23 protein-coding genes are annotated in these 20148 nt (G+C 46.2%); 20 read left to right on the forward strand and 3 right to left on the reverse strand.

Going from position 1 to position 20148, the window contains the following annotated elements:
* Positions 1–5 precede the first annotated feature (5 nt).
* The 7 genes from NQS30_RS07090 to coaD all read left to right on the forward strand — a co-directional run bounded on the left by NQS30_RS07090 (position 6) and on the right by coaD (position 2863).
* Entirely contained in the window at positions 6–416 is a 411-nt protein-coding gene (locus NQS30_RS07090; RefSeq protein ID WP_122503895.1) for a YlbD family protein, read from the forward strand.
* Between the two features lie 15 nt (positions 417–431).
* On the forward strand, positions 432–671 hold the full coding sequence (locus NQS30_RS07095) for a YlbE-like family protein (RefSeq protein WP_003154475.1): 240 nt from the start codon (positions 432–434) through the stop codon (positions 669–671).
* Positions 672–741: 70 nt separating this feature from the next.
* Complete coding sequence (gene ricF, locus NQS30_RS07100) at positions 742–1191, forward strand: regulatory iron-sulfur-containing complex subunit RicF (RefSeq protein WP_003154472.1); 450 nt, start codon at positions 742–744, stop codon at positions 1189–1191.
* Positions 1192–1249: 58 nt separating this feature from the next.
* A complete protein-coding gene (locus tag NQS30_RS07105; protein WP_003154470.1) occupies positions 1250–1522 on the forward strand; it encodes a YlbG family protein in 273 nt (90 codons plus the stop codon).
* A 90-nt stretch (positions 1523–1612) separates the two neighbouring features.
* Entirely contained in the window at positions 1613–1822 is a 210-nt protein-coding gene (locus tag NQS30_RS07110; RefSeq protein ID WP_007409692.1) for a hypothetical protein, read from the forward strand.
* Entirely contained in the window at positions 1822–2376 is a 555-nt protein-coding gene (gene rsmD / locus NQS30_RS07115) for a 16S rRNA (guanine(966)-N(2))-methyltransferase RsmD (protein WP_007409693.1), read from the forward strand. Before NQS30_RS07110 ends, rsmD begins: the two co-directional genes overlap by 1 nt.
* A gap of 4 nt (positions 2377–2380) precedes the next feature.
* The gene (gene coaD / locus NQS30_RS07120; protein ID WP_007409694.1) at positions 2381–2863 is read left to right on the forward strand and encodes a pantetheine-phosphate adenylyltransferase; all 483 of its coding nucleotides are present in this window, start codon (positions 2381–2383) and stop codon (positions 2861–2863) included.
* Positions 2864–2881: 18 nt separating this feature from the next.
* Here coaD and ylbJ read toward each other — a convergent pair whose 3' ends face one another.
* Entirely contained in the window at positions 2882–4108 is a 1227-nt protein-coding gene (gene ylbJ, locus NQS30_RS07125; RefSeq protein ID WP_094031688.1) for a sporulation integral membrane protein YlbJ, read from the reverse strand.
* A gap of 179 nt (positions 4109–4287) precedes the next feature.
* Between ylbJ and NQS30_RS07130 the strand changes: the two genes are divergently transcribed.
* Together NQS30_RS07130 and NQS30_RS07135 are read left to right on the forward strand one after the other, a co-directional pair.
* Positions 4288–5067, forward strand: coding sequence for a patatin family protein (locus NQS30_RS07130; RefSeq protein WP_218791623.1), 780 nt, complete (start codon positions 4288–4290; stop codon positions 5065–5067).
* A gap of 5 nt (positions 5068–5072) precedes the next feature.
* On the forward strand, positions 5073–6095 hold the full coding sequence (locus tag NQS30_RS07135) for a SepM family pheromone-processing serine protease (protein ID WP_007409697.1): 1023 nt from the start codon (positions 5073–5075) through the stop codon (positions 6093–6095).
* Between the two features lie 19 nt (positions 6096–6114).
* Here the strand turns inward: NQS30_RS07135 and NQS30_RS07140 are convergent, their stop codons facing one another.
* Positions 6115–7362, reverse strand: a complete 1248-nt coding sequence (locus tag NQS30_RS07140) for a nucleotidyltransferase (RefSeq protein ID WP_052827397.1) — start codon at positions 7360–7362, stop codon at positions 6115–6117.
* 208 nt (positions 7363–7570) lie between these two features.
* On the opposite strand from NQS30_RS07140, the gene NQS30_RS07145 reads away from it, so the two are divergent.
* The 3 genes from NQS30_RS07145 (at position 7571) to gerR (ending at position 9027) form a co-directional block, all read left to right on the forward strand.
* On the forward strand, positions 7571–8089 hold the full coding sequence (locus NQS30_RS07145; RefSeq protein ID WP_012117495.1) for a YceD family protein: 519 nt from the start codon (positions 7571–7573) through the stop codon (positions 8087–8089).
* A gap of 21 nt (positions 8090–8110) precedes the next feature.
* The gene (rpmF, locus tag NQS30_RS07150; protein WP_003154457.1) at positions 8111–8290 is read left to right on the forward strand and encodes a 50S ribosomal protein L32; all 180 of its coding nucleotides are present in this window, start codon (positions 8111–8113) and stop codon (positions 8288–8290) included.
* Between the two features lie 161 nt (positions 8291–8451).
* Positions 8452–9027, forward strand: a complete 576-nt coding sequence (gerR, locus tag NQS30_RS07155; protein ID WP_012117496.1) for a sporulation-specific transcriptional regulator GerR — start codon at positions 8452–8454, stop codon at positions 9025–9027.
* Positions 9028–9066: 39 nt separating this feature from the next.
* Here gerR and NQS30_RS07160 read toward each other — a convergent pair whose 3' ends face one another.
* Positions 9067–9549: an N-acetyltransferase gene (locus tag NQS30_RS07160; protein ID WP_007409700.1), complete on the reverse strand. Its 483-nt coding sequence runs from the start codon at positions 9547–9549 to the stop codon at positions 9067–9069.
* Between the two features lie 162 nt (positions 9550–9711).
* On the opposite strand from NQS30_RS07160, the gene NQS30_RS07165 reads away from it, so the two are divergent.
* From NQS30_RS07165 to NQS30_RS07200, 8 genes are all read left to right on the forward strand, one after another.
* Complete coding sequence (locus NQS30_RS07165; protein ID WP_015239812.1) at positions 9712–10593, forward strand: 2-dehydropantoate 2-reductase; 882 nt, start codon at positions 9712–9714, stop codon at positions 10591–10593.
* Between the two features lie 86 nt (positions 10594–10679).
* Complete coding sequence (bshC, locus tag NQS30_RS07170; RefSeq protein ID WP_015239813.1) at positions 10680–12299, forward strand: bacillithiol biosynthesis cysteine-adding enzyme BshC; 1620 nt, start codon at positions 10680–10682, stop codon at positions 12297–12299.
* A 125-nt stretch (positions 12300–12424) separates the two neighbouring features.
* The gene (gene mraZ, locus NQS30_RS07175) at positions 12425–12856 is read left to right on the forward strand and encodes a division/cell wall cluster transcriptional repressor MraZ (protein WP_007409703.1); all 432 of its coding nucleotides are present in this window, start codon (positions 12425–12427) and stop codon (positions 12854–12856) included.
* A 69-nt stretch (positions 12857–12925) separates the two neighbouring features.
* Complete coding sequence (gene rsmH, locus NQS30_RS07180; RefSeq protein WP_076424092.1) at positions 12926–13861, forward strand: 16S rRNA (cytosine(1402)-N(4))-methyltransferase RsmH; 936 nt, start codon at positions 12926–12928, stop codon at positions 13859–13861.
* Positions 13862–13900: 39 nt separating this feature from the next.
* On the forward strand, positions 13901–14254 hold the full coding sequence (gene ftsL / locus NQS30_RS07185) for a cell division protein FtsL (protein WP_015239815.1): 354 nt from the start codon (positions 13901–13903) through the stop codon (positions 14252–14254).
* Between the two features lie 6 nt (positions 14255–14260).
* Positions 14261–16405, forward strand: coding sequence for a penicillin-binding protein 2B (gene pbpB, locus NQS30_RS07190; RefSeq protein WP_072589074.1), 2145 nt, complete (start codon positions 14261–14263; stop codon positions 16403–16405).
* A gap of 113 nt (positions 16406–16518) precedes the next feature.
* Entirely contained in the window at positions 16519–18438 is a 1920-nt protein-coding gene (locus NQS30_RS07195) for a stage V sporulation protein D (protein ID WP_003154438.1), read from the forward strand.
* A gap of 195 nt (positions 18439–18633) precedes the next feature.
* On the forward strand, positions 18634–20106 hold the full coding sequence (locus tag NQS30_RS07200) for a UDP-N-acetylmuramoyl-L-alanyl-D-glutamate--2,6-diaminopimelate ligase (protein ID WP_003154436.1): 1473 nt from the start codon (positions 18634–18636) through the stop codon (positions 20104–20106).
* Positions 20107–20148 lie beyond the last annotated feature (42 nt).

Raw genomic sequence — 20148 nt, forward strand, 5'->3', positions numbered from 1 at the left:
GAATTGTGGCGAATCAGCAATCACGGCAATCAATCGATGATTTTAAACAATTCGTAAAAAAGCATCCCAAACTGATCCAAAATGTTCGCAAGGAACAAAGAAGATGGCAGGAAGTCTATGAAAATTGGGTTCTTCTGGGCGAGGATGATCCGATATGGAACCCTTTTAAAGACGAGGCCGTTCAGCCTTCTTCCGACGCGGAAACCAAACAGGAACCAGCTGAAAAAAACGATTTCGTTTCAAAAATGGTCACTGCCGTCAAAAAGATGGATATCAACCAAATGAATGAGCAGATCAATAAAATGAGCCAATCCATTTCATCATTGCAAAGCCTTTTAAGCCAATTTTCGGGGAGCAGCACGAAGCAGCCCCGGCAAGGCTCCGGACAACATCCTTTTTCGTTCAGAAAGGATTAAAGAAGGGGATCGTGTATGCGAAAAGAGGTTCAGGAATTCATATCCGCAGATGAGGAACGGAAACGGTTTATACGGCAGCGTCCCGTCTGGTACCGCAGACTTGCGAGAAAACCGGACGATCTCAATTCCTTTCAGCTTGACATGATGAATTTTTATGAAAAGACGATACCGCATCGAGTAAGCCAATTCTCAAACGGGATTCAAATGGCGCAGATGATGATGCAGATGGTTCACGCCATGCGTTCACAGGATTAAAAAGCGTTTAAACGCCGCATTTTCCAATTGGGTGGTTTCATGGTAAACTAGCAACTGGAGGTGCGTATTTATGTATGCAACAATTGAGTCCGTCAAGCTTCAAAGTGAAGCGGAGCAGCTTGCCGGCATGATTCTGCAGTCTGAGACGGCTGAAAATTACCGCGATTGTTACAAGCGTCTCCGTGAAGATGAAGAGGCAGGGCGGATCATTCGTTCTTTTATGAGCGTTAAAGAGCAGTATGAGGATGTGCAGCGTTTTGGCAAATACCATCCTGATTATAGAGAGATTTCCCGCAAAATGAGAGAAATGAAGCGGGAACTGGATTTAAACGATAAGGTGGCCGAATTTAAAAAAGCGGAGACTGAGCTTCAGTCGCTGCTTGACGAGATCAGCATTGAACTCGGAACGGCCGTCTCGGAGCATGTAAAAGTTCCGACGGGGAATCCTTATTTTGACGGCCTGTCATCCTGCGGCGGCGGGTGCGGTTCCGGCGGCGGCTGCGGATGCAAAGTTTCCTGACGAGACGGCCGTCTCGTCTTTTACATAAAATGAACAGAAAGTCAGGCGGGTGATCATGATGGAAAATAAGCGCCAAGGCATAATCGTATATCTGCATTCCTTAAAACACAGCAAAATGCTGAGAAAATTCGGCAACGTTCATTATGTTTCCAAGCGGCTGAAATACGTTGTGCTGTATTGCGATATGGACCTAATCGAAAAAACAATGGAAAAGATTTCTTCTTATTCTTATGTGAAGAAGGTAGAGCCTTCTTATAAACCTTTTTTAAAGCTGGAATTTGAATCAAAGCTTGATAAGGCGAAAGAGTACGATTACAAAGTCGGTATATAAAAAAATCCCCGCAGATACCTGCGGGGTCCTTCTATTCCTTAACAAGTTAAGGAGAAGGAAAAGGGAGAGGAGAAACCGGAGGAAGAACTTATGGGGAAACGTAAGTCTTCTCCGCGGTTGGCAACAACATCATTCATTGATGCTGTTACACGTAGTCTTGACAGGAATGTGAATATGTATACACGTTTTTCACGTTCATTGTTTGAAAGAATGCTTTATGATAAGATAGGGATTGTTTTGATACATAACGGCTCAGCCGATGAGAAACATCAAAGTTTTCAGAAAAAGTGGTGTGAATAATGAGAGTAATTTCCGGTTCAAGAAAAGGACGAGCCTTAAAGGCTGTGCCGGGCACATCAACAAGGCCGACGACGGATAAAGTAAAAGAGTCTATTTTTAATATGATCGGCCCGTATTTTGACGGAGGAACGGGGCTGGATTTGTTTGCGGGGAGCGGCGGTCTCGGGATTGAAGCGCTGTCGCGCGGATTTGACCGCTGTATCTTTGTGGATCGTGATTTCAAAGCCATCCAAACGGTAAAAGCGAATATCAAAGCGCTTGATCTGCTGTCTTCAGCGGAAGTATACCGCAATGATGCAGAACGGGCCCTCTATGCCGCGGCGAAACGGGAAAAAGGTTTTGACGGAATTTTCTTAGATCCTCCGTATAAGGAACAAAAGCTGAAAGCGCTTATCGAAATGATTGATGAGCAGAACATGCTGAATGAAGACGGTTTTGTCGTAGCCGAGCATGATAAAGCCGTTGCGCTTCCTGAAGCCGTCGGCGCGCTTTCTGTAACAAGAAGGGAAATTTACGGGCTTACAGGAGTGACGATATACCGAAATAGGGGGTAATGATGTGGCAAGTATAGCTGTATGTCCCGGAAGTTTTGATCCCGTCACCTACGGACATCTGGACATTATCAGACGGGGGGCAAACGTGTTTGAGCAGGTGTACGTATGCGTGCTCAATAATTCTTCTAAGCAGCCGCTGTTTACAGTTGAGGAACGATGTGAGCTGTTAAGAGAAGTGACAAAAGACATACCGAATGTTACGGTCGAGACGTCACAGGGACTGTTAATCGACTATGCGAAAAAAAAGCGGGCGAAGGCGATTATCAGGGGGCTCAGAGCCGTTTCTGACTTCGAATATGAGATGCAGGGGACTTCCGTCAACCGCGTGCTCGACGAATCAATAGAAACTTTTTTTATGATGACGAACAATCAGTACTCTTTTTTAAGTTCAAGCATCGTAAAAGAAGTCGCAAAATATAACGGGCCTGTTTCAGAGTTTGTTCCTCCGGAAGTTGAACAGGCGCTGATGCAGAAATTTAAAGGATGAGAAGCGCTGATTGGCGTCTCATCCTTTTTTTGTCCGTGCTGACAGCCTGTAACAATAAATCAATGCGTATACGGCGAGAGCTGTCAGCGTGATGGCGGGCCCGGTTTCAACAAGTGTATTCCAGCCGCTGACGGCAGCAGATCCCGCTTCCTGATCGCGGAAAGGGAGGAATACGGACTGGTAAGGTTCGTCCAATGCAAGGTAAAGCGGCTTCCACAGTAAGAGAATAAAGAGTGCGGCATAAATGCCCTGAAGGATACGCGCCGCGAAAAACGGTTTAAAGCGGATATCTGTTTCCGATAAAATGCCGGCTACCTGGGCCTGTACGGAAAGGCCGCTGAACCCGAGAATAAAACTCACAATCATGGCTTTCGGCAGCAAGGCGGCATCAGCTTCACTGACCAGCTTGCTCCCAAGTGTAATTTCAAACATTCCGCTGATAAGAGGGATGTCCAGATTTGCCGGAAGATGAAAAAGCGAAAGCAGCGCGTTTGTAAATACAGAAAGCACATCCATGACTTGTACGATTGATAATAACCGGCTGAAAACCGAAAACAATATAATAAAACCGCCCACCATCAGCAAGGTTTGTACAGAAGAGGTGACGGCGTCGCCCAAAATTTTTCCGAGCGGCCTCTTTTCCGAAAGCCGCGCCTTGTGGAGGGCCAGAAATGCTTCCTTCAGAGAAGGGAGAGCGATCGTCTTTTTACCGGTATACGCCGCTTCTTCTTTCCGTCCGTATGAACGCATCGTCAGGCCGACGGCGATGTTTCCGAGATAGTGAGCCGATGCCAGCAGAATGCCGAGAGACGCGTTATGAAAAAAGCCGACTGCCACAGCAGCGAATATAAATAACGGATTGGATGAATTGGTAAAAGAGACGAGGCGTTCAGCCTCTACTCTGGAGATTTGTTTATCCTGGCGCAGCCGTGCAGTCAGCTTCGCGCCGGCCGGATTGCCTGAAGCCATGCCCATAGCCAGTACAAATCCGCCGACCCCCGGCACTCTGAAAATGGGACGCATAAAGGGTTCGAGTAAAAGGCCGACAAACTTGACAATGCCGAATCCGATTAAAAGCTCAGATAGAATAAAAAACGGAAGCAATGAAGGAAAAACTACCTCCCACCACATGGAAAGACCGGTTTTGGAGGCTTCGAATGAGGCCTGAGGGTGTGAAATAACCGTAGCCGTCAAAAAAATGAAAAACAATGAAATCAAAAATGTATGAAACTTAGACAAATTCATTCTTACCTCCCCGATGCTAAAATTGCACACTGACATTTATATCATGATAAAATATAGAACAGACCTTAAAGGCGGCCGGGCAAGTACCTATTTGTCATCCTGTACTAATATACGAGCATAGGGGTTCAATTTAGACCATAGAATTCATGTATAGGATGTCTATTAGGGGGTTCGTCGCGTTGGCCAAACCTACAATCGGGTTAGCGTTAGGTTCGGGAGGGGCAAGAGGCATCGCTCATCTCGGAGTGTTATCCAGTTTACATAAGCATCAGATTCCAATTGATATGATTGCCGGCAGCAGCATGGGAGCATTAGTTGGAAGCTTTTATGCGGCCGGGCATGACGTGGCCACGATGAAAAAAGTCGCCAAAGCATTTAAGCGGCGGCTGTACGCGGATTATACGATGCCGAGGCTCGGATTTTTAAAAGGAGACCGCATCAGGCAGCTCGTTCATGCCTATACGTACGGCAAGCCGATAGAAGAACTGCGGATCCCGCTCGGCATCGTGGCCTGCGACCTTCAGACCGGCGAAAAGCTTGTTTTTACGAAAGGTTCAGTATCCGAAGCCGTCCGCGCGAGCATCAGCATACCGGGCGTTTTCGTCCCGCAAAAAATGAACGGACGTATGTTAGTCGACGGCGCGGTGGTCGACAGAATCCCGGTTTCCGCCGTAAAAGATATGGGTGCTGATATCGTCATCGCCTCTGACGTATCCCGGGTGAAAAAAACGGAAAAGGCGGCACATATTTTTGATGTAATCATGCAAAGTATGGATATACTGCAAAATGAATTGGTCCGTCACCAGACCATTGCCGCAGACGTCATGATCCGCCCTTCTCTTGAATCATTCAGCTCAAGTTCTTTTGCCCACATTGATCATATGATCACAGCGGGCGAAGAAGCCGCAGACCGGATGATCGGCCGGATTAAACAAGAAATAGAGAACTGGGAGGGCTAACTCATATGAAAGCAAAACATTTTCGCTGGGTGTTTATCATCCTGATCTTATTAATCGCTGTTACATTTATTAAGCTTCCGTATTACATCACACAGCCGGGAGAAGCATCAGAGCTGAGACCGCTGATTAAGGTGGACGGAGGCTATCCTGAAAAAGGAAGCCTTTCCTTGATGACTGTCAAAGTAGGCCCCGCCAATCCGTATACATATCTTTGGGCGAAAGTGCATCCTTACGAAGAAATCGTCCCTGATGAAAGCATAAAAGAAGAGGGCGAATCGGACTCGGATTATATGAAGCGCCAGCTGCAAATGATGAAAAGCTCCCAAGAAAACGCGGTCATTGCCGCTTATCAAAAAGCCGGGAAACAGGTGAAATACTCATTTAACGGCATTTATGCCAGTTCAGTCGTCTCTGACATGCCGGCAAAAGGAAAAATAGAGGTCGGTGATAAAATCATCAGCGCGGACGGGAAAACATACGAATCCGCTGAAAAGCTGATTGATTATATCAGCAGCAAAAAAGCGGGGGAAAAAGTAACGTTTCACATTGAACGGGACACGAAAGAAAAGACCGTTGACATTGTGCTGAAATCATTCCCGGACGACCCGAAAAGAGCGGGAATCGGTGTCGCATTATATACGGACCGGAACGTGAAAGTGAAGCCGGATCTTCATTTCAGCATTGAAAACATCGGCGGGCCTTCTGCGGGTCTCATGATGTCTTTAGAAATTTACAACCAGCTGACAAAACCTGACGAAACAAAAGGCTATAATATAGCCGGAACGGGGACAATCGACGTGGACGGCAAAGTCGGACCGATCGGCGGAATCGATCAGAAAGTCGTCGCCGCAGACAAAGCGGGAAAAGATATTTTCTTTGCTCCGAATCAAAACGGAGCTGAAAATTCTGATTACAAAAATGCGGTAAAAACGGCGAAAGCAATCAAGTCCGATATGAAGATCGTCCCTGTCGACACCATGCAGGACGCACTTGACTATTTGGATCAGCTGAAAGTAAAAAGCACCTGATACAGACAGGTGCTTTTTTTTACGCATTCAAAAAACGCTTTTCGTCTTCATCATAGCGGATCGGCGCTTGTGAAAATTCCTGTTTCTCAAACAATGTGCGTTCAGGTTCGTTTATCGGCAGGCTGTAAACCCGTCCCGCCAGTATGTCCAGATCCAGAGCGGGATGAGAGAAAGAAGAGAGCTTGCTGACGAGAGGTGCGGTAAGCTCTTTTTTCTTTGCCGACAGGTACGCCTGTCCTTTTTTCGTCATTCCGAGAAGACGGATATAAGGAGCGCTTGAAGGCTTTAAGAGCCGATGCATGTCTTCTTTTTTCGTCCGTGTCAGAATGTGCGTGTTCATCCGCTGCAGCCTCGTCCACGTGTATCGTTTTGTTTTCAATCGTTCCATCATTTCGCGATAGGATCGGGCTTGTCTGATGGTGCGCAGAATTCTGTGCTCAAGGCCTTCTTCCACTTCATAGATTCGGCTCAATTCTTCAGCGGAAAGAGTGCTGAGGCTGTATTTTACATATGAAAAATAGTCTTCCGTGCTGTGCCATATGCCGTATGAATTTCTGTATGCCTCCAGCTCACGCGCAGACGCTTCCGGGAGAAAGCTCCTTGCGGCCGCCGTTCCTTTTTCTATCAGCGCTTTCCGGATGCTTGTTGCGCTGGCTATCCGGCTGTTATCTCCGGGAAGCTCGGCGTCATGATATTGGGAAGCGATTCTGGCTGTCGTATAAGGCTTCATAGCGGAACCGGAGGTGTGTATCGCTCTAACGTAGTGAAAACCGAGAATATTGTTCGGCTTGGACAAATCGAGCATGTCCCGCCCTTTGAATATGTGTGAAAAAGCTTTTGAGGCGGCGGCCGGATAGCTGAGACCCTTTTTCAGCTCCTCTTTCAGAATCAGGCTGCAGTCATCTTCCTTTCGGCTGAACGCTTCAGACGCTTCAAGAAAGGATTCGATCCGCCCGTTTTCGCTGCCGAAAAACAAGCTGCTGCATCCTAAATGATGAAGAAGCGAAACGCTGCCGCGCGCGAATAATTCCGCTTTTTGTACGGCATATATATAAGGGAGCTCAATGACGATATCCACGCCGTTTTCCAGCGCCATTTTTGTCCGGGCCCACTTTGAGACGGCGGCCGGTTCCCCGCGCTGCAAAAAAGGGCCGCTCATCACCGCCGCCGCGACGCTGCTGTCCGTTTTGATTTTTGCTTGTTCCGCATGATAGCGGTGTCCGTTATGAAAGGGATTATATTCAACAACCAGGCCGACTGCTTTCATATTTGTCCCGCCTTTCTTGCTATGTTTTGCTTCGTGTGGTACATTTGCAAATGAAGTGCATATTTTAGTCCGTTTCGTTTAGTGTATGCATAGCCTATCCGGCTGTCAACGATTGCATGACGGCGGCATTATGCTGTAAAGAAAAAATATTGACAAAAACATTCTGAAAAGCTATAATCATGTTTGTTGCTTTCCTGAGGTGATACAAATGAAATGGACGATTTATCAGCTTCATCAAATCGCGAAAAAGAGCTTTGAATTTGATGAAACAGTTGAGTTAAATGAGCTGACAAAATTGAATTCTGACATCCGCCGCATTTCTCCCGTCCGGGTGAAGGGCCGCGCGGAGATTGAATCCAAGCAAGTTTCGTTTGACTTTACGATTTCAGGCGAAATGGTTTTGCCGTGCTCAAGAACTTTAGTTGATGTGCCGTATCCATTTACAATCGCGACAAAAGAACTGTTTAGATTTCATAAGTCGGATGATATAGAAGATGAGGACGTTCATTTTGCTGAAGACGATACCGTCGACTTAACTCCGATCATAAAAGAAGAGATTCTTTTAGAAATTCCTATGCAAGTCTTTTGTGAAACTGAACAAAAAGAAGGAGCCGCTCCCCAAGTGGGGAAGGATTGGCAAGTGATTTCTGAGGAAGACAAGAAAAATCAAATCGACCCCAGACTTGCGGATCTGAAAAAGCTCTTAACACAAGATGATGAATCTTAACTCTTTAAGGAGGTGGGAATAATGGCTGTACCTTTTAGAAGAACTTCTAAAATGAAAAAAAGATTGCGCCGTACACATTTCAAACTAAATGTACCTGGTATGACAGAATGCCCGTCATGCGGAGAGATGAAATTGTCTCACCGTGTATGTAAAGCATGCGGATCATACAACGGCAAAGACATAAATGTTAAAAGCAATTAATGTATGAAGAAAAGCGCGGGAATCTCGGTTCCTGCGCTTTTCTTTTTTTTTTTTGCCCCTCCGGCCTGCTCCCGCCGAAAAAATTGTGAGCCCCAGTAGTCTATCTAATCTATCAGCGGCATATGTATGAGGTAAATGAGCAAATATGGAGGGAGATACGATTGACGATAACGAGACAAGACGCGTGGACGCAAGATGAAGATTTGCTGCTGGCCGAAGTGGTGCTCAGGCATATTCGGGAAGGCGGGACCCAGCTTTCCGCTTTTGAAGAAGTCGGCAGAGCGCTGACGAGAACGGCTGCCGCCTGCGGGTTCAGATGGAATTCTTATGTCAGAAAACAATATCAGTCAGGGATAGAACTGGCGAAAAAACAGCGGAAGGAATTAAGAAAGCAGATCGGGGTGCATTCCGCCAATCTGCCGGGAACCGTCAAACAGCCTCCGATCCGCAGGGCGGAAGGAGAAAAAGAGCTGTCCATTGATGATGTCATTTTGTTTCTGCAGCAATTTAAAGAGTCGCCAGCCGCAGCGGATATGCGTCATGAAAAAGAAAAACTCACAGAACAGCTGACCGCGCTGCAAAAAGAAGTCGAGGATCTGCGTGAGGAAAATGAAAGCTTGAGAAACAAGCTGGAGATGACGGAAGAAGATTATAAAGCGTTAATTGACATTATGGACAGAGCGAGAAGGATGTTCAATTCAAAAGAAGACGACAGAAAATCGGCGCAGAGCCTGTAAAATGAACCGGCCTGGGGGCGGCGCCCCGCCGGTTTTTTATTATGCCGTTTCTCCGGATGTCATTTCACCGTCCATATCGGGATGCCAGATATAAGGATTTTCTCCTTTATCACGCGCCATATCATATTTAACGGGCTCAAAATTCATCTTATCCCAGAAATCTGCTGATTTCATGCGTGAATTTGTCCTGATCGGCATTCTGAAGGATTTGGCAAAATCAACAAGCGCTTTTCCGTATCCGTTGTTTTGATAGCCCGGAAGAACCTCAAGCTTCCAAAGTTCCAAAAAGTCCTGACGGTGATCAAAATACGGATTCGCGCCTCCGTTTACCTGATATAAACTCATTCTCGCCACTAGTTTATCCCCGAAGTAAATCCCGTAAAAAGGCGAGGTGCTGTCATTTTCAATGATATTATCCTGAAGATCTTCAAGCATCGACAGCTCCTGCATCCCGTATTCCTTAAACCTTTTAAATTCTTCGAGTGTCTTAAAGTTGATGAGCAGTCGCTCTATTTTCAACACAAACTCCCCCTTTGTTGTGTTCTACCATTATTGTAAACGCTTTAATTGAAAATTCCAACTATAATATGCTTGCCAGTCTTTTTGCTCAAAACGAAATTGAAGTAATTTGCGGCGGCTTCTGCTATGATAATATGGAAAAATGCAGATATAGGGTGTGACAGTGTGAAAATCGGAATTATCGGCGGCGGAGCGGTAGGCCTTTTATGTGCTTACTACTTATCGTCCCGCCATCAGGTAACGGTCATTACGCGGCGGACGGAGCAGGCTGATGCGATTAACTCAGGCGGTATACGGCTTTTGAAAGACGGAATAGAATGTACGGCGGCATGCAGAGCGCAAACAGGCCTCACTTCCGGATTCGACCTCTTAATCGCAGCCGTTAAACAGCACCAGCTAAGTGCTGTGTTGCGGGATCTTGAGACGATAAAAGGGACGAATGTGCTGTTTTTGCAAAACGGCATGGGACACATACACGACATTAAAGATTGGCATACGGATCATTCGCTTTATGTCGGCACTGTTGAGCACGGAGCAAAAAAGATATCAGATCATGCCGTTGAACATACGGGAGCCGGAGCCGTAAGATGGAGTGTATTCAGCGCATCCCGGCCGGAAACGCTCAAAAGCATCTTTTCCGGCATGCACCGGGATTTTCCCGTATATGATGAAAACGACTGGTATCGGCTGTTAACGGGAAAACTGATCATAAATGTATGCATCAACCCGTTAACTGCATTGCTGCGCGTGAAAAACGGAGAGCTGGTAACAAATGACGCTTACAAAAAATATATGAGAAACGTGTTTGAAGAAGCGGAGACAATACTTGGCCTCGCTGATAGAGAAAAAGCGTGGAACAAGGTTTGCGAAGTTTGCAGACTGACGGAAAAAAATCATTCTTCCATGCTCGTCGATATCATGGCAGGCAGGCGGACAGAGGCCGATGCGATTATCGGCTACATTGTAAAAGAAGCGGAAAGCCGCGGATTGCCGGCCGTTCATCTCCCATTTTTACACCGCGGCATAAAAGCGTTAGAAAGAAACTGAAACAAAGTCTTTTGAGGTTTTCCGGTAACATGCTATACTCATTTCGGAAACCTAACTATTTATTGGAGAAAGGAAGTTCCAGACAGATGCAGCTAACTGAACTTTCCATCAAAAGTCAAAATAAGTTTGTGCAGCACTATATAGATGGAGAAAACATGTCTTCATTTTTTGATTATGATATTCATTCAGAGGACGTATGGCAAAAGCGGCTTCATGACCTGTCTTCGCGGCCGTTTGCCAGAGAAGAATTAGCGGATTATTTATCCTCCTATCACGAAAAATTTCACTCCGCCGCCATGCAGGCCTCCATCGAAAAACTGAGAGATCCAAAAAGCGCAGCGGTAGTAGGCGGCCAGCAGGCCGGTCTTTTAACGGGGCCTCTTTACACCATACATAAAATTATCTCCATTATCGTACTTGCCAGACAGCAGGAAGAGGCGTTGCAGATTCCTGTCGTTCCGATTTTCTGGGTGGCGGGTGAAGATCACGATCTGGAAGAAATCAATTTTGTGCATACGTCAACAGAGAATAAAGGTCCGGTGAAACAGAAACTGCCGCAGTCGTACTGGAAAAAAACATCGGCGGCTAAAACCGAGCTTGATCAGGAAAAATGCGCGGCTTGGATTGATGAAGTGTTCGCTGCTTTTGAGGAGACGGATCACACAAACACACTCCTTCAAAACGTGAAGCGATGTTTACGCTCATCAGAGACATTCACGGACTTTTTTGAACTGTTGATCGCCGACTTGTTTCAAGAAGAAGGCCTTATTCTGATGAATTCGGGAGATCCGGGGATTAAAAAGCTGGAAACGGGTATGTTTCAGCAGATTTTAAAACACAATCATGAGCTTGCCAAAGCCGTGTCAGACCAGCAGCGTCTTATGCGGGAAGCCGGTTATCACCCGATTATTGAATCGGACAAAGATCAGGCCAATCTGTTTTACGAACATGAGGGAGAGCGTTTCTTAATTGAAAAAGAAAACGGCGTTTTTGTCATTAAGGAGCTTGACCTGAAGTGGACGAACGACGAGCTTCATACCCATATGGAAGAAAAACCGGAATGTTTCAGCAATAACGTTGTGACAAGGCCGCTTATGCAGGAGTTTCTCATCCCGACTCTGGCGTTTATCGCGGGACCGGGGGAGATCAATTATTGGGGTGAGCTGAAGCGGGCTTTCTCATTAATGGGCTTTCGCATGACCCCGGTAATGCCGAGACTGAACATTACGATTCTTGAGCGCCATATTGAAAAGAAGCTTTCAGAACGAAATATCCCGCTTCAGGAAGCGATCGAACACGGCACCGGACACCTGAAAGACACTTATTTTGAAGAGCAGATTCCGGAAGAGTTTTCTTCTGTAATGGAACAGGCGAAGTCGCAGATTGAAGCTGTCCATAAACGCGCAAGGGACGAAGCGCTGAAGGTCGATTCAAGCCTTGAGCCGCTCTTACAGAAGAATGCCGCCTTCATTCAAGATCAGCTCTTGTTTTTAGAACGGACGGTAACGAAAAGAATTGAAGAAAAAGAAGGCTTTGTGCTGCGTGACTATGAAAGAATCCAAAACAGCATCAGACCGCTCGGCGCTCCGCAGGAACGGATTTGGAATGTGATGTATTATCTGAACCGCTACGGTCCAAAATTCTTCACAACCTTCAAACATCTGCCATTTTCTTTTCAAAACCAACATCAGATTGTCAAACTTTGAAATAAAGTTTTAAAGAACCCTGAATAGTTCAGGGTTTTTTTTTATGTGTAAACAGTGTAAAATGAGGTTGTGGAGAGAAGTGGCGGATAGTGGTGAGTTTAGGGGAGAAAGTGGGGGTCCTTATCATGTTTATGGGTGAATACCGGCATACTGTTGATGCAAAGGGCCGCATGATCGTACCCGCAAAATTCAGAGAAGGCCTCGGTGAGCAGTTTGTGCTGACAAGAGGACTTGACCAATGCCTTTTCGGCTATCCGATGAATGAATGGAAGCTGATTGAAGAAAAGCTGAAGGCTCTGCCGCTCACCAAAAAAGACGCCCGCGCATTTACCCGATTCTTTTTTTCCGGTGCGACCGAATGCGAACTGGACAAGCAGGGAAGGGTTAATATTGCGTCATCTCTTCTGAATTACGCAAAACTGGAAAAAGAATGTGTTGTCATCGGGGTTTCCAATCGAATTGAATTGTGGAGTAAGGTAATATGGGAACAATACACAGAAGAGCAAGAAGATTCATTCGCTGAAATTGCTGAAAACATGATTGGATTTGATATATAATGGATCTTCGTGCATCACAACAACAACTGACAATTCAATTCATTCCTGATAAAGGTGGGACCGACACAAATGTTTCAGCATAAGACAGTACTTCTTCGTGAAACCGTCGACGGTTTAAATATCAAACCGGACGGAACCTATGTGGACTGCACCCTTGGCGGCGCCGGGCACAGTACATATTTATTGCAGCAATTATCGGAAAAAGGACGCTTGATCGCCTTTGATCAAGATGATACGGCACTTGAAAACGCAAAGAAAACATTGTCCGAATACAAAGGACAGCTCATTCTGGTGAAAAGCAACTTTCGTTATTTAAAAGAGTGTTTACATGAACACGGCATTACGAGTGTCGACGGAGTTCTATTTGATTTAGGAGTATCCTCTCCGCAGCTTGATACACCGGAACGGGGATTCAGCTATCATCATGACGCACCGCTGGACATGAGGATGGACCAGTCGGCCGCCCTTACGGCGAAAGAAGTCGTAAATGAATGGCGGTATGAGGACCTTGTGAGGATTTTCTTTAAATACGGAGAAGAAAAATTCAGCAAGCAGATCGCCCGAAAAATTGAAGAGGCAAGAGAAAAATCGCCTATTCAAACAACCGGCCAACTGGTCGATCTAATAAAGGACGCGATACCGGCTCCGGCAAGAAGAAGCGGAGGTCATCCGGCCAAACGTGTATTCCAAGCCATTCGAATCGCCGTAAACGACGAGCTTCAAGTATTTGAAGAGGCCCTCTTGCAAGCGATAGAGGTGCTGAAGCCGGGCGGAAGGGTGTCTGTGATCACTTTTCACTCGCTGGAAGACAGAATGTGCAAGACGACATTCAAGGAAAAATCATCACTTCCCGAACTGCCTCCGGGTCTTCCTGTGATACCGGAAGAATTTGAACCGGAATTAAAACTGATTACAAGAAAGCCCATTACGGCATCAAAAGAGGAGCTTGAAGAAAATAACCGCGCCCGGTCAGCGAAGCTCCGCATTGCGGAGAAACGAATATAAAGGGCAGCAAATGACAACATTAAAGGAGGTCATCAGCCTATGAGCAACTTAGCTTACCAGCAGGAAAAACAACAACGGCCAGTGATAAGTCCCGAAAAAAAGGTGATTGTCAAAAAGAGGGCTTCCATTACACTCGGGGAAAAGGTGCTGCTCGTCCTGTTTGCCATTGCCGTTCTCTCCACATCAATGTTTATCGTATCAAAGGCATACGCGGCGTACCAATCCAATATTGAGGTGCAACAACTGGAGGAGAAAGTATCTGAGAAGAATAAGCAGATCGGTGATCTCGAAAAGACGGCTGCTGACTTAAGCCAGCCGCAGCGCCTGATGGATATCGCTAAAAAGCACGGTTTGAATCTGAAAGATAAAAAAGTGAAAAACATACAGGAATGATAACCCATGCCGAAAAAAAATAAGTTTATGAACAGAGGAGCAGCGATACTCAGTATTTGTTTCGCTCTCTTTTTCTTTGTCATTCTCGGGAGAATGGCGTACATTCAATTAACTGGTAAAGCAAACGGTGTAGAACTTGCAACAAAAGCGACCGAGCAGCACGAAAAAAAGCGGACGATAGAAGCGAGCCGCGGCTCTATTCTTGACCGGAACGGCAAAGTGCTTGCAGAGGACACGGCGACATATAAGCTCATTGCCGTGCTTGATAAAAAAATGACAAGTGATCCGAAGCATCCTCAGCATGTCAAAGACAAAGAGAAAACGGCGGAAAAACTGGCGACCGTTATCAATCTTGATAAAAGCGAGATTCTGGACATCTTAAACAGGGATGGCGCGAAGCAGGTGGAATTCGGTTCAGCCGGCCGCGATATCTCTTATGCGAAAAAACAAAAGATCGAAAAAATGAATCTTCCGGGTATTTCTTTCTTAAGAGATACGAAGCGCTACTATCCGAACGGCGTATTTTTGTCAAATGTTCTCGGGTATGCCGATGTGAATGAAAAAACAAACGAGATACAAGGCTCTTTAGGGCTTGAAAAAATACTGAACAACTATCTGACGGAACGCGACGGATCCGTCACTTACGAAAGTGATAAATCCGGCTGGAAACTTCCGAACAGCAAAGAAAAAATCACCGCACCTAAAAACGGTGACAATGTATATTTAACCATTGATCAGAAAATTCAAACCTTTTTAGAAGACAGCATGACGAAAGTAGCGGAAAAATATAAACCGAAAAAAATTATGGCGGCTGTCGTAGAACCGAAAACAGGCAAAGTGCTTGCGATGGGGCAGCGTCCGAGTTTTGACCCGAATATCAGAAACGTCACCAATTATTACAACGACTTAGTGTCGTACGCGTATGAACCGGGTTCAACGATGAAGATCTTTACGCTTGCCGCGGCGATTCAGGAAAATGTGTTTTCTGCAAACGAGAAATATAAATCAGGAACATATAAAGTGGGAGGCAAACCTGTTAAAGATTGGAACGATGGCGCCGGTTGGGGTATGACAAGCTTCCATGACGGCCTCATGAGGTCATCGAATGTTGCTTTCGCCAAACTGGCCAACGAAAAACTGGGGTTTGATCGGTTTAATGAGTACCTGCACAAATTCGGGCTCTATCAAAAAACAGGGATTGATCTGCCCGGTGAAGTATCAAGTAAAATTAACTACAAATATGATTTTGACAAAGCGTCTACGGCTTACGGCCAAGCATCGGCGATAACGCCGATCCAGCAGCTTCAGGCCGTCACGGCGATTGCCAATAACGGCAAAATGATGAAACCTTACGTCATTGATCATATTGTCGACCCCGATACGAAAAAAGTCGTCAAGCAGACAAAACCAGAGCAGGCAGGCACGCCGATTTCAGCCGATACGGCTAAAAAAGTCCGGAATCTGCTCGGAGAAGTCGTGACGTCAGACATCGGAACCGGAAAACCTTATAAAATTGAAGGATTTGACGTCGCGGGTAAAACGGGAACCGCACAAATTGCCGGGACGGGCGGATATTTAAGAGGAACGAGCAACTATGTGTTTTCATTCATGGGCATGGCGCCGAAAAATGATCCTAAGCTTGTCATCTATGTAGCCGTGCAGCAGCCGCAATTAAAAGCGGGGCAAAGCAGCTCTGATCCTGTCGCGGAAATCTTTAACCCGACGATGAAAAACAGCCTCCACTACATGAATATCGAACCGACGGAAAAAACAGATTCCGGTCAGGAAGAAACGAAAAGCCAAAAGATGCCTGACCTGACAGATAAGACGGTCAAGAGCGCTGAGAAGGAAGCGAAAAATGAACATCTCACACCGATTGTCATCGGCAGCGATGTTGCCGTAAAAGAGCAGTATCCGACAGCCGGAGAAGATGTGATCACCAATCAGAAAATCTTCTTAAAAACAGACGGAAAGATGACGATGCCGGATATGTCCGGATGGTCGAGGCGGGAAGTGCTTCAATTCAGCAAAGTATCAGGCATTCACATTGATGTGAGCGGTGAAGGTTACGCTTCAAGCCAAAGTGTGAAAAAAGGCAAAGAACTGAAAGGAAATACCGTGATCAAGGTGAAATTTAAAAATCCTGATTAACGGGACAGAGAAGTCCGCGGATGCCCGCGGGCTTCTTTTTTATGCGCCGCCGTTCTATGTGTCCAAGCTGAGGCATAAATTGAAACAAGCCTAAATAAGGAGTGGACGGTCCCTTGCGCGTTTCAAATGTAACGGTTCGAAAACGTTTATTACTGGTTTTGCTTTTTGGCGTAATCATTTTTTTGATCATTGACAGCAGATTAGGCTATGTCCAATTTGTGATGGGAGAAAAGCTGACTTCACTGGCTAAGGATTCCTGGAGCCGGAATTTGCCGTTTGAGCCTGAGCGGGGAGAGATTCTTGACCGAAACGGCGTGAAGCTGGCTACTAATAAAAGCGCGCCGACCGTCTTTGTCGTACCGCGCCAGATCCAAAATCCCATAAAAACGGGCAAACTTCTCGCGTCAGTTTTAAATATGTCGGAAGAGAAGGTCTACAAACACATTACTAAGAAAACCTCCATAGAAAAAATCTCACCCGAGGGGCGGAAAATTTCCAATAAAAAAGCGAAAGAAATCAAAGCGCTCGACTTAAAAGGGGTGTATGTGGCTGAAGACAGCATCCGCCATTATCCGTACGGAAGCTTTTTGTCCCATGTTCTCGGTTTTGCCGGTATTGATAACCAGGGTCTTCTCGGTTTGGAGGCTTATTATGATGATGACTTAAAAGGTGTAAAGGGATCCGTGAAATTTTATACGGATGCCAAGGGGAAGAAAATGCCTGATGAAGCGGATGATTACACCCCTCCGAAAGACGGACTTGATATGAAACTGACGATTGACGCCAAGGTTCAGACGATTATAGAAAGAGAGCTCGACAATGCAGCGGCGAAATATAACCCGGACGGAATGATTGCGGTCGCAATGAATCCGAAAAACGGGGAAGTGCTCGGCATGTCAAGCCGTCCTGATTTTGATCCGGCTGACTATCAATCGGTGGATCCGTCCGTTTACAACCGGAACCTGCCGGTATGGAGCACATATGAACCGGGTTCGACCTTTAAGATTATTACGCTTGCGGCGGCTCTTCAAGAGCAAAAAGTAAACTTGCAAAGAGACCACTTTTATGACAAAGGATTTGCCGAGGTCGACGGCGCCCGCCTCCGATGCTGGAAAAAGGGCGGCCACGGTTCGCAATCTTATCTTGAAGTCGTTCAAAATTCCTGCAACCCCGGGTTTGTACAGCTGGGGGAACGGCTCGGAAAACAAAAGCTGTTTCAATATATTAAGGACTTCGGTTTTGGAAAGAAAACAGGCATTGATCTGCAAGGGGAAGGAACGGGGATCTTATTCCCGCTTGACAGAGTCGGCCCGGTCGAACAGGCGACAACCGCTTTCGGACAAGGGGTTTCCGTCACGCCGATTCAGCAGGTGGCAGCCGTTTCCGCAGCAATAAACGGCGGAACGCTTTATACTCCGTTTATTGCCAAAGAGTGGGTTGATCCCGTTACGAAAAAAACCGTTAAGAAACAATCGCCGATTGCGAAAAGGCAAGTTATTTCCCAGGAAACGTCAAAGCAGATCAGATATGCTTTAGAAAGCGTCGTCGCTCAGGGAACGGGGCGGAATGCCTTTGTGGAAGGATATCGCGTCGGCGGAAAAACAGGTACCGCACAAAAGGTGAAAGACGGCAAATATCTCGAAAACAACCATATCGTCTCCTTTATCGGTTTTGCGCCGGCCGATGACCCGAGCCTTGTCGTGTATGTCGCGGTTGATAATCCGAAAGGCACGATTCAATTCGGGGGAACCGTCGCCGCGCCGATTGTCGGAAATATGATGAGAGACAGTCTGCCTGAGCTCGGCGTGAAACCGCGAAAAAATCAAATCGAGAAAAAATATCAATGGAACGACACAAAAACAATAGAGGTTCCGAATGTTGTAGGGATGTCTGTCTCTGATCTTGAGTCGCTGCTTGTCAATTTGAATATTGACTCCTCAGGAAAAGGAAGCAAAATTGTGAAACAATCACCTGCAGCCGGAACGAAAGTAAAAGAAGGCTCAAAGATCCGTGTTTACTTGAGTGAAGAATGAGTCTTTTTGAGGCAGCCGATTGTTTTCGGCTGCCTCTTATCATAAAGAGAAAAAAAGAAGATAACTTTTAAGATTAACTGGATGTATCCTTTTATTTACGCTAAAATATGAACTGTATGTTTAAAAGCCATTCTGACTTTTATAAACGGTTATCATGATAAAAGAATGAATAGAATTTCTGAGAGGTTTGATACAATGAAACTTACAAAGCTGCTTACATATTTAATGGCCGAACCTGTTCAAAATGACTTTCATGACCCTGACATAACTTCAATTGAGATGGACTCCAGGGAAGTGAGAAAAGGGAGTCTTTTTGTGTGTATAAAAGGGTATACGGTAGACGGACATGATTTTGCCCAAAAAGCCGCAGAAAACGGCGCAGCGGCCATCGTTGCCGAGAAAGAGCTTGACGTCGATGTTCCTGTCATTATTGTCCGCCGGTCACAGCGGGCGCTCAGCGTTCTTTCTGACGCGTTTTACGGGCAGCCGACAAAGCAGCTTCAGCTTATCGGCATCACCGGCACAAACGGCAAAACATCAACGACGCACATGGTTGATGAGATTTTCAAAAAAGCGGGAAGACAGACCGGTTTAATCGGAACGATGTACATTAAAATCGGGGATGAGACATTCCCGGTCAAAAATACAACGCCCGAAAGCGTCACACTGCAAAAAACGTTCAAGAAAATGAATGATGAGCATGTTGACACAGCTATTATGGAAGTGTCTTCTCACGCTCTGTCACTCGGCAGGGTTCACGGCTGCGATTATGATATCGCCGTATTCACGAACCTGACGCAGGACCATTTAGATTATCACAAGACGATGGAAGACTACAGACAGGCTAAAAGCCTCCTGTTTTCCCAGCTGGGCGGCTCCTTTAATCACGAAAAGCCGAAGCGGGCCGTTTTAAACGCAGATGACAAAGCCAGTGCTTATTTTGAAAAAGTGACGGCGGCGCACATCCTTACATACGGAATCGAGAATGATGCCGATGTCATGGCGAAACAAATCGAGATCTCTGCGCAAGGCACAAGCTTTGAGCTCGTTACGCCAAAAGGAACAAAGCAGATCACGGTTTCACTCGTCGGCCGCTTCAACGTGTATAACGTACTGGCTGCAGCGGCGACAGCGATCGCAGCGGGTCTGCCGTTTGATACGATCACAAGCGCTCTTGAAGAGCTGCAAGGTGTCAGAGGCCGGTTTGAACTGGTGAATCACAATCAGCCGTTTCCTGTGGTCGTCGATTACGCGCACACGCCTGACAGTCTGGAAAACGTCCTGAATACATGTAAAGACATGACAGAGGGCAAGCTTTTCGTCGTCGTCGGCTGCGGCGGAGACCGGGACAAAACGAAACGCCCGAAAATGGCGGAAATTGCGGTGCGGATTGCCGACGAACCGATTTTCACTTCAGATAACCCGAGAAGCGAGGACCCGCTGGCCATATTAAGAGATATGGAAAGAGGGGTAGAAGGCACTTACTATCACAGTATCGCAAACCGCGAGCAGGCTATCTTTTTTGCCATTGCCAACGCGAAAAAGGGAGATGTGGTTCTGATTGCCGGGAAAGGGCATGAAACCTATCAGCAGATCGGCAATGAAACATTCGACTTTGATGACGCCGAAGTAGCGGGAAGAGCTATTGTTGAGCTGAATAAAAAGTAAAACAGGAAAGAGTGTTAGAATGAGGGAAATGAAAAGAATTAC

Source organism: Bacillus sp. B1(2022), assembly GCF_040259625.1.
Lineage (GTDB): Bacteria > Bacillota > Bacilli > Bacillales > Bacillaceae > Bacillus > Bacillus velezensis.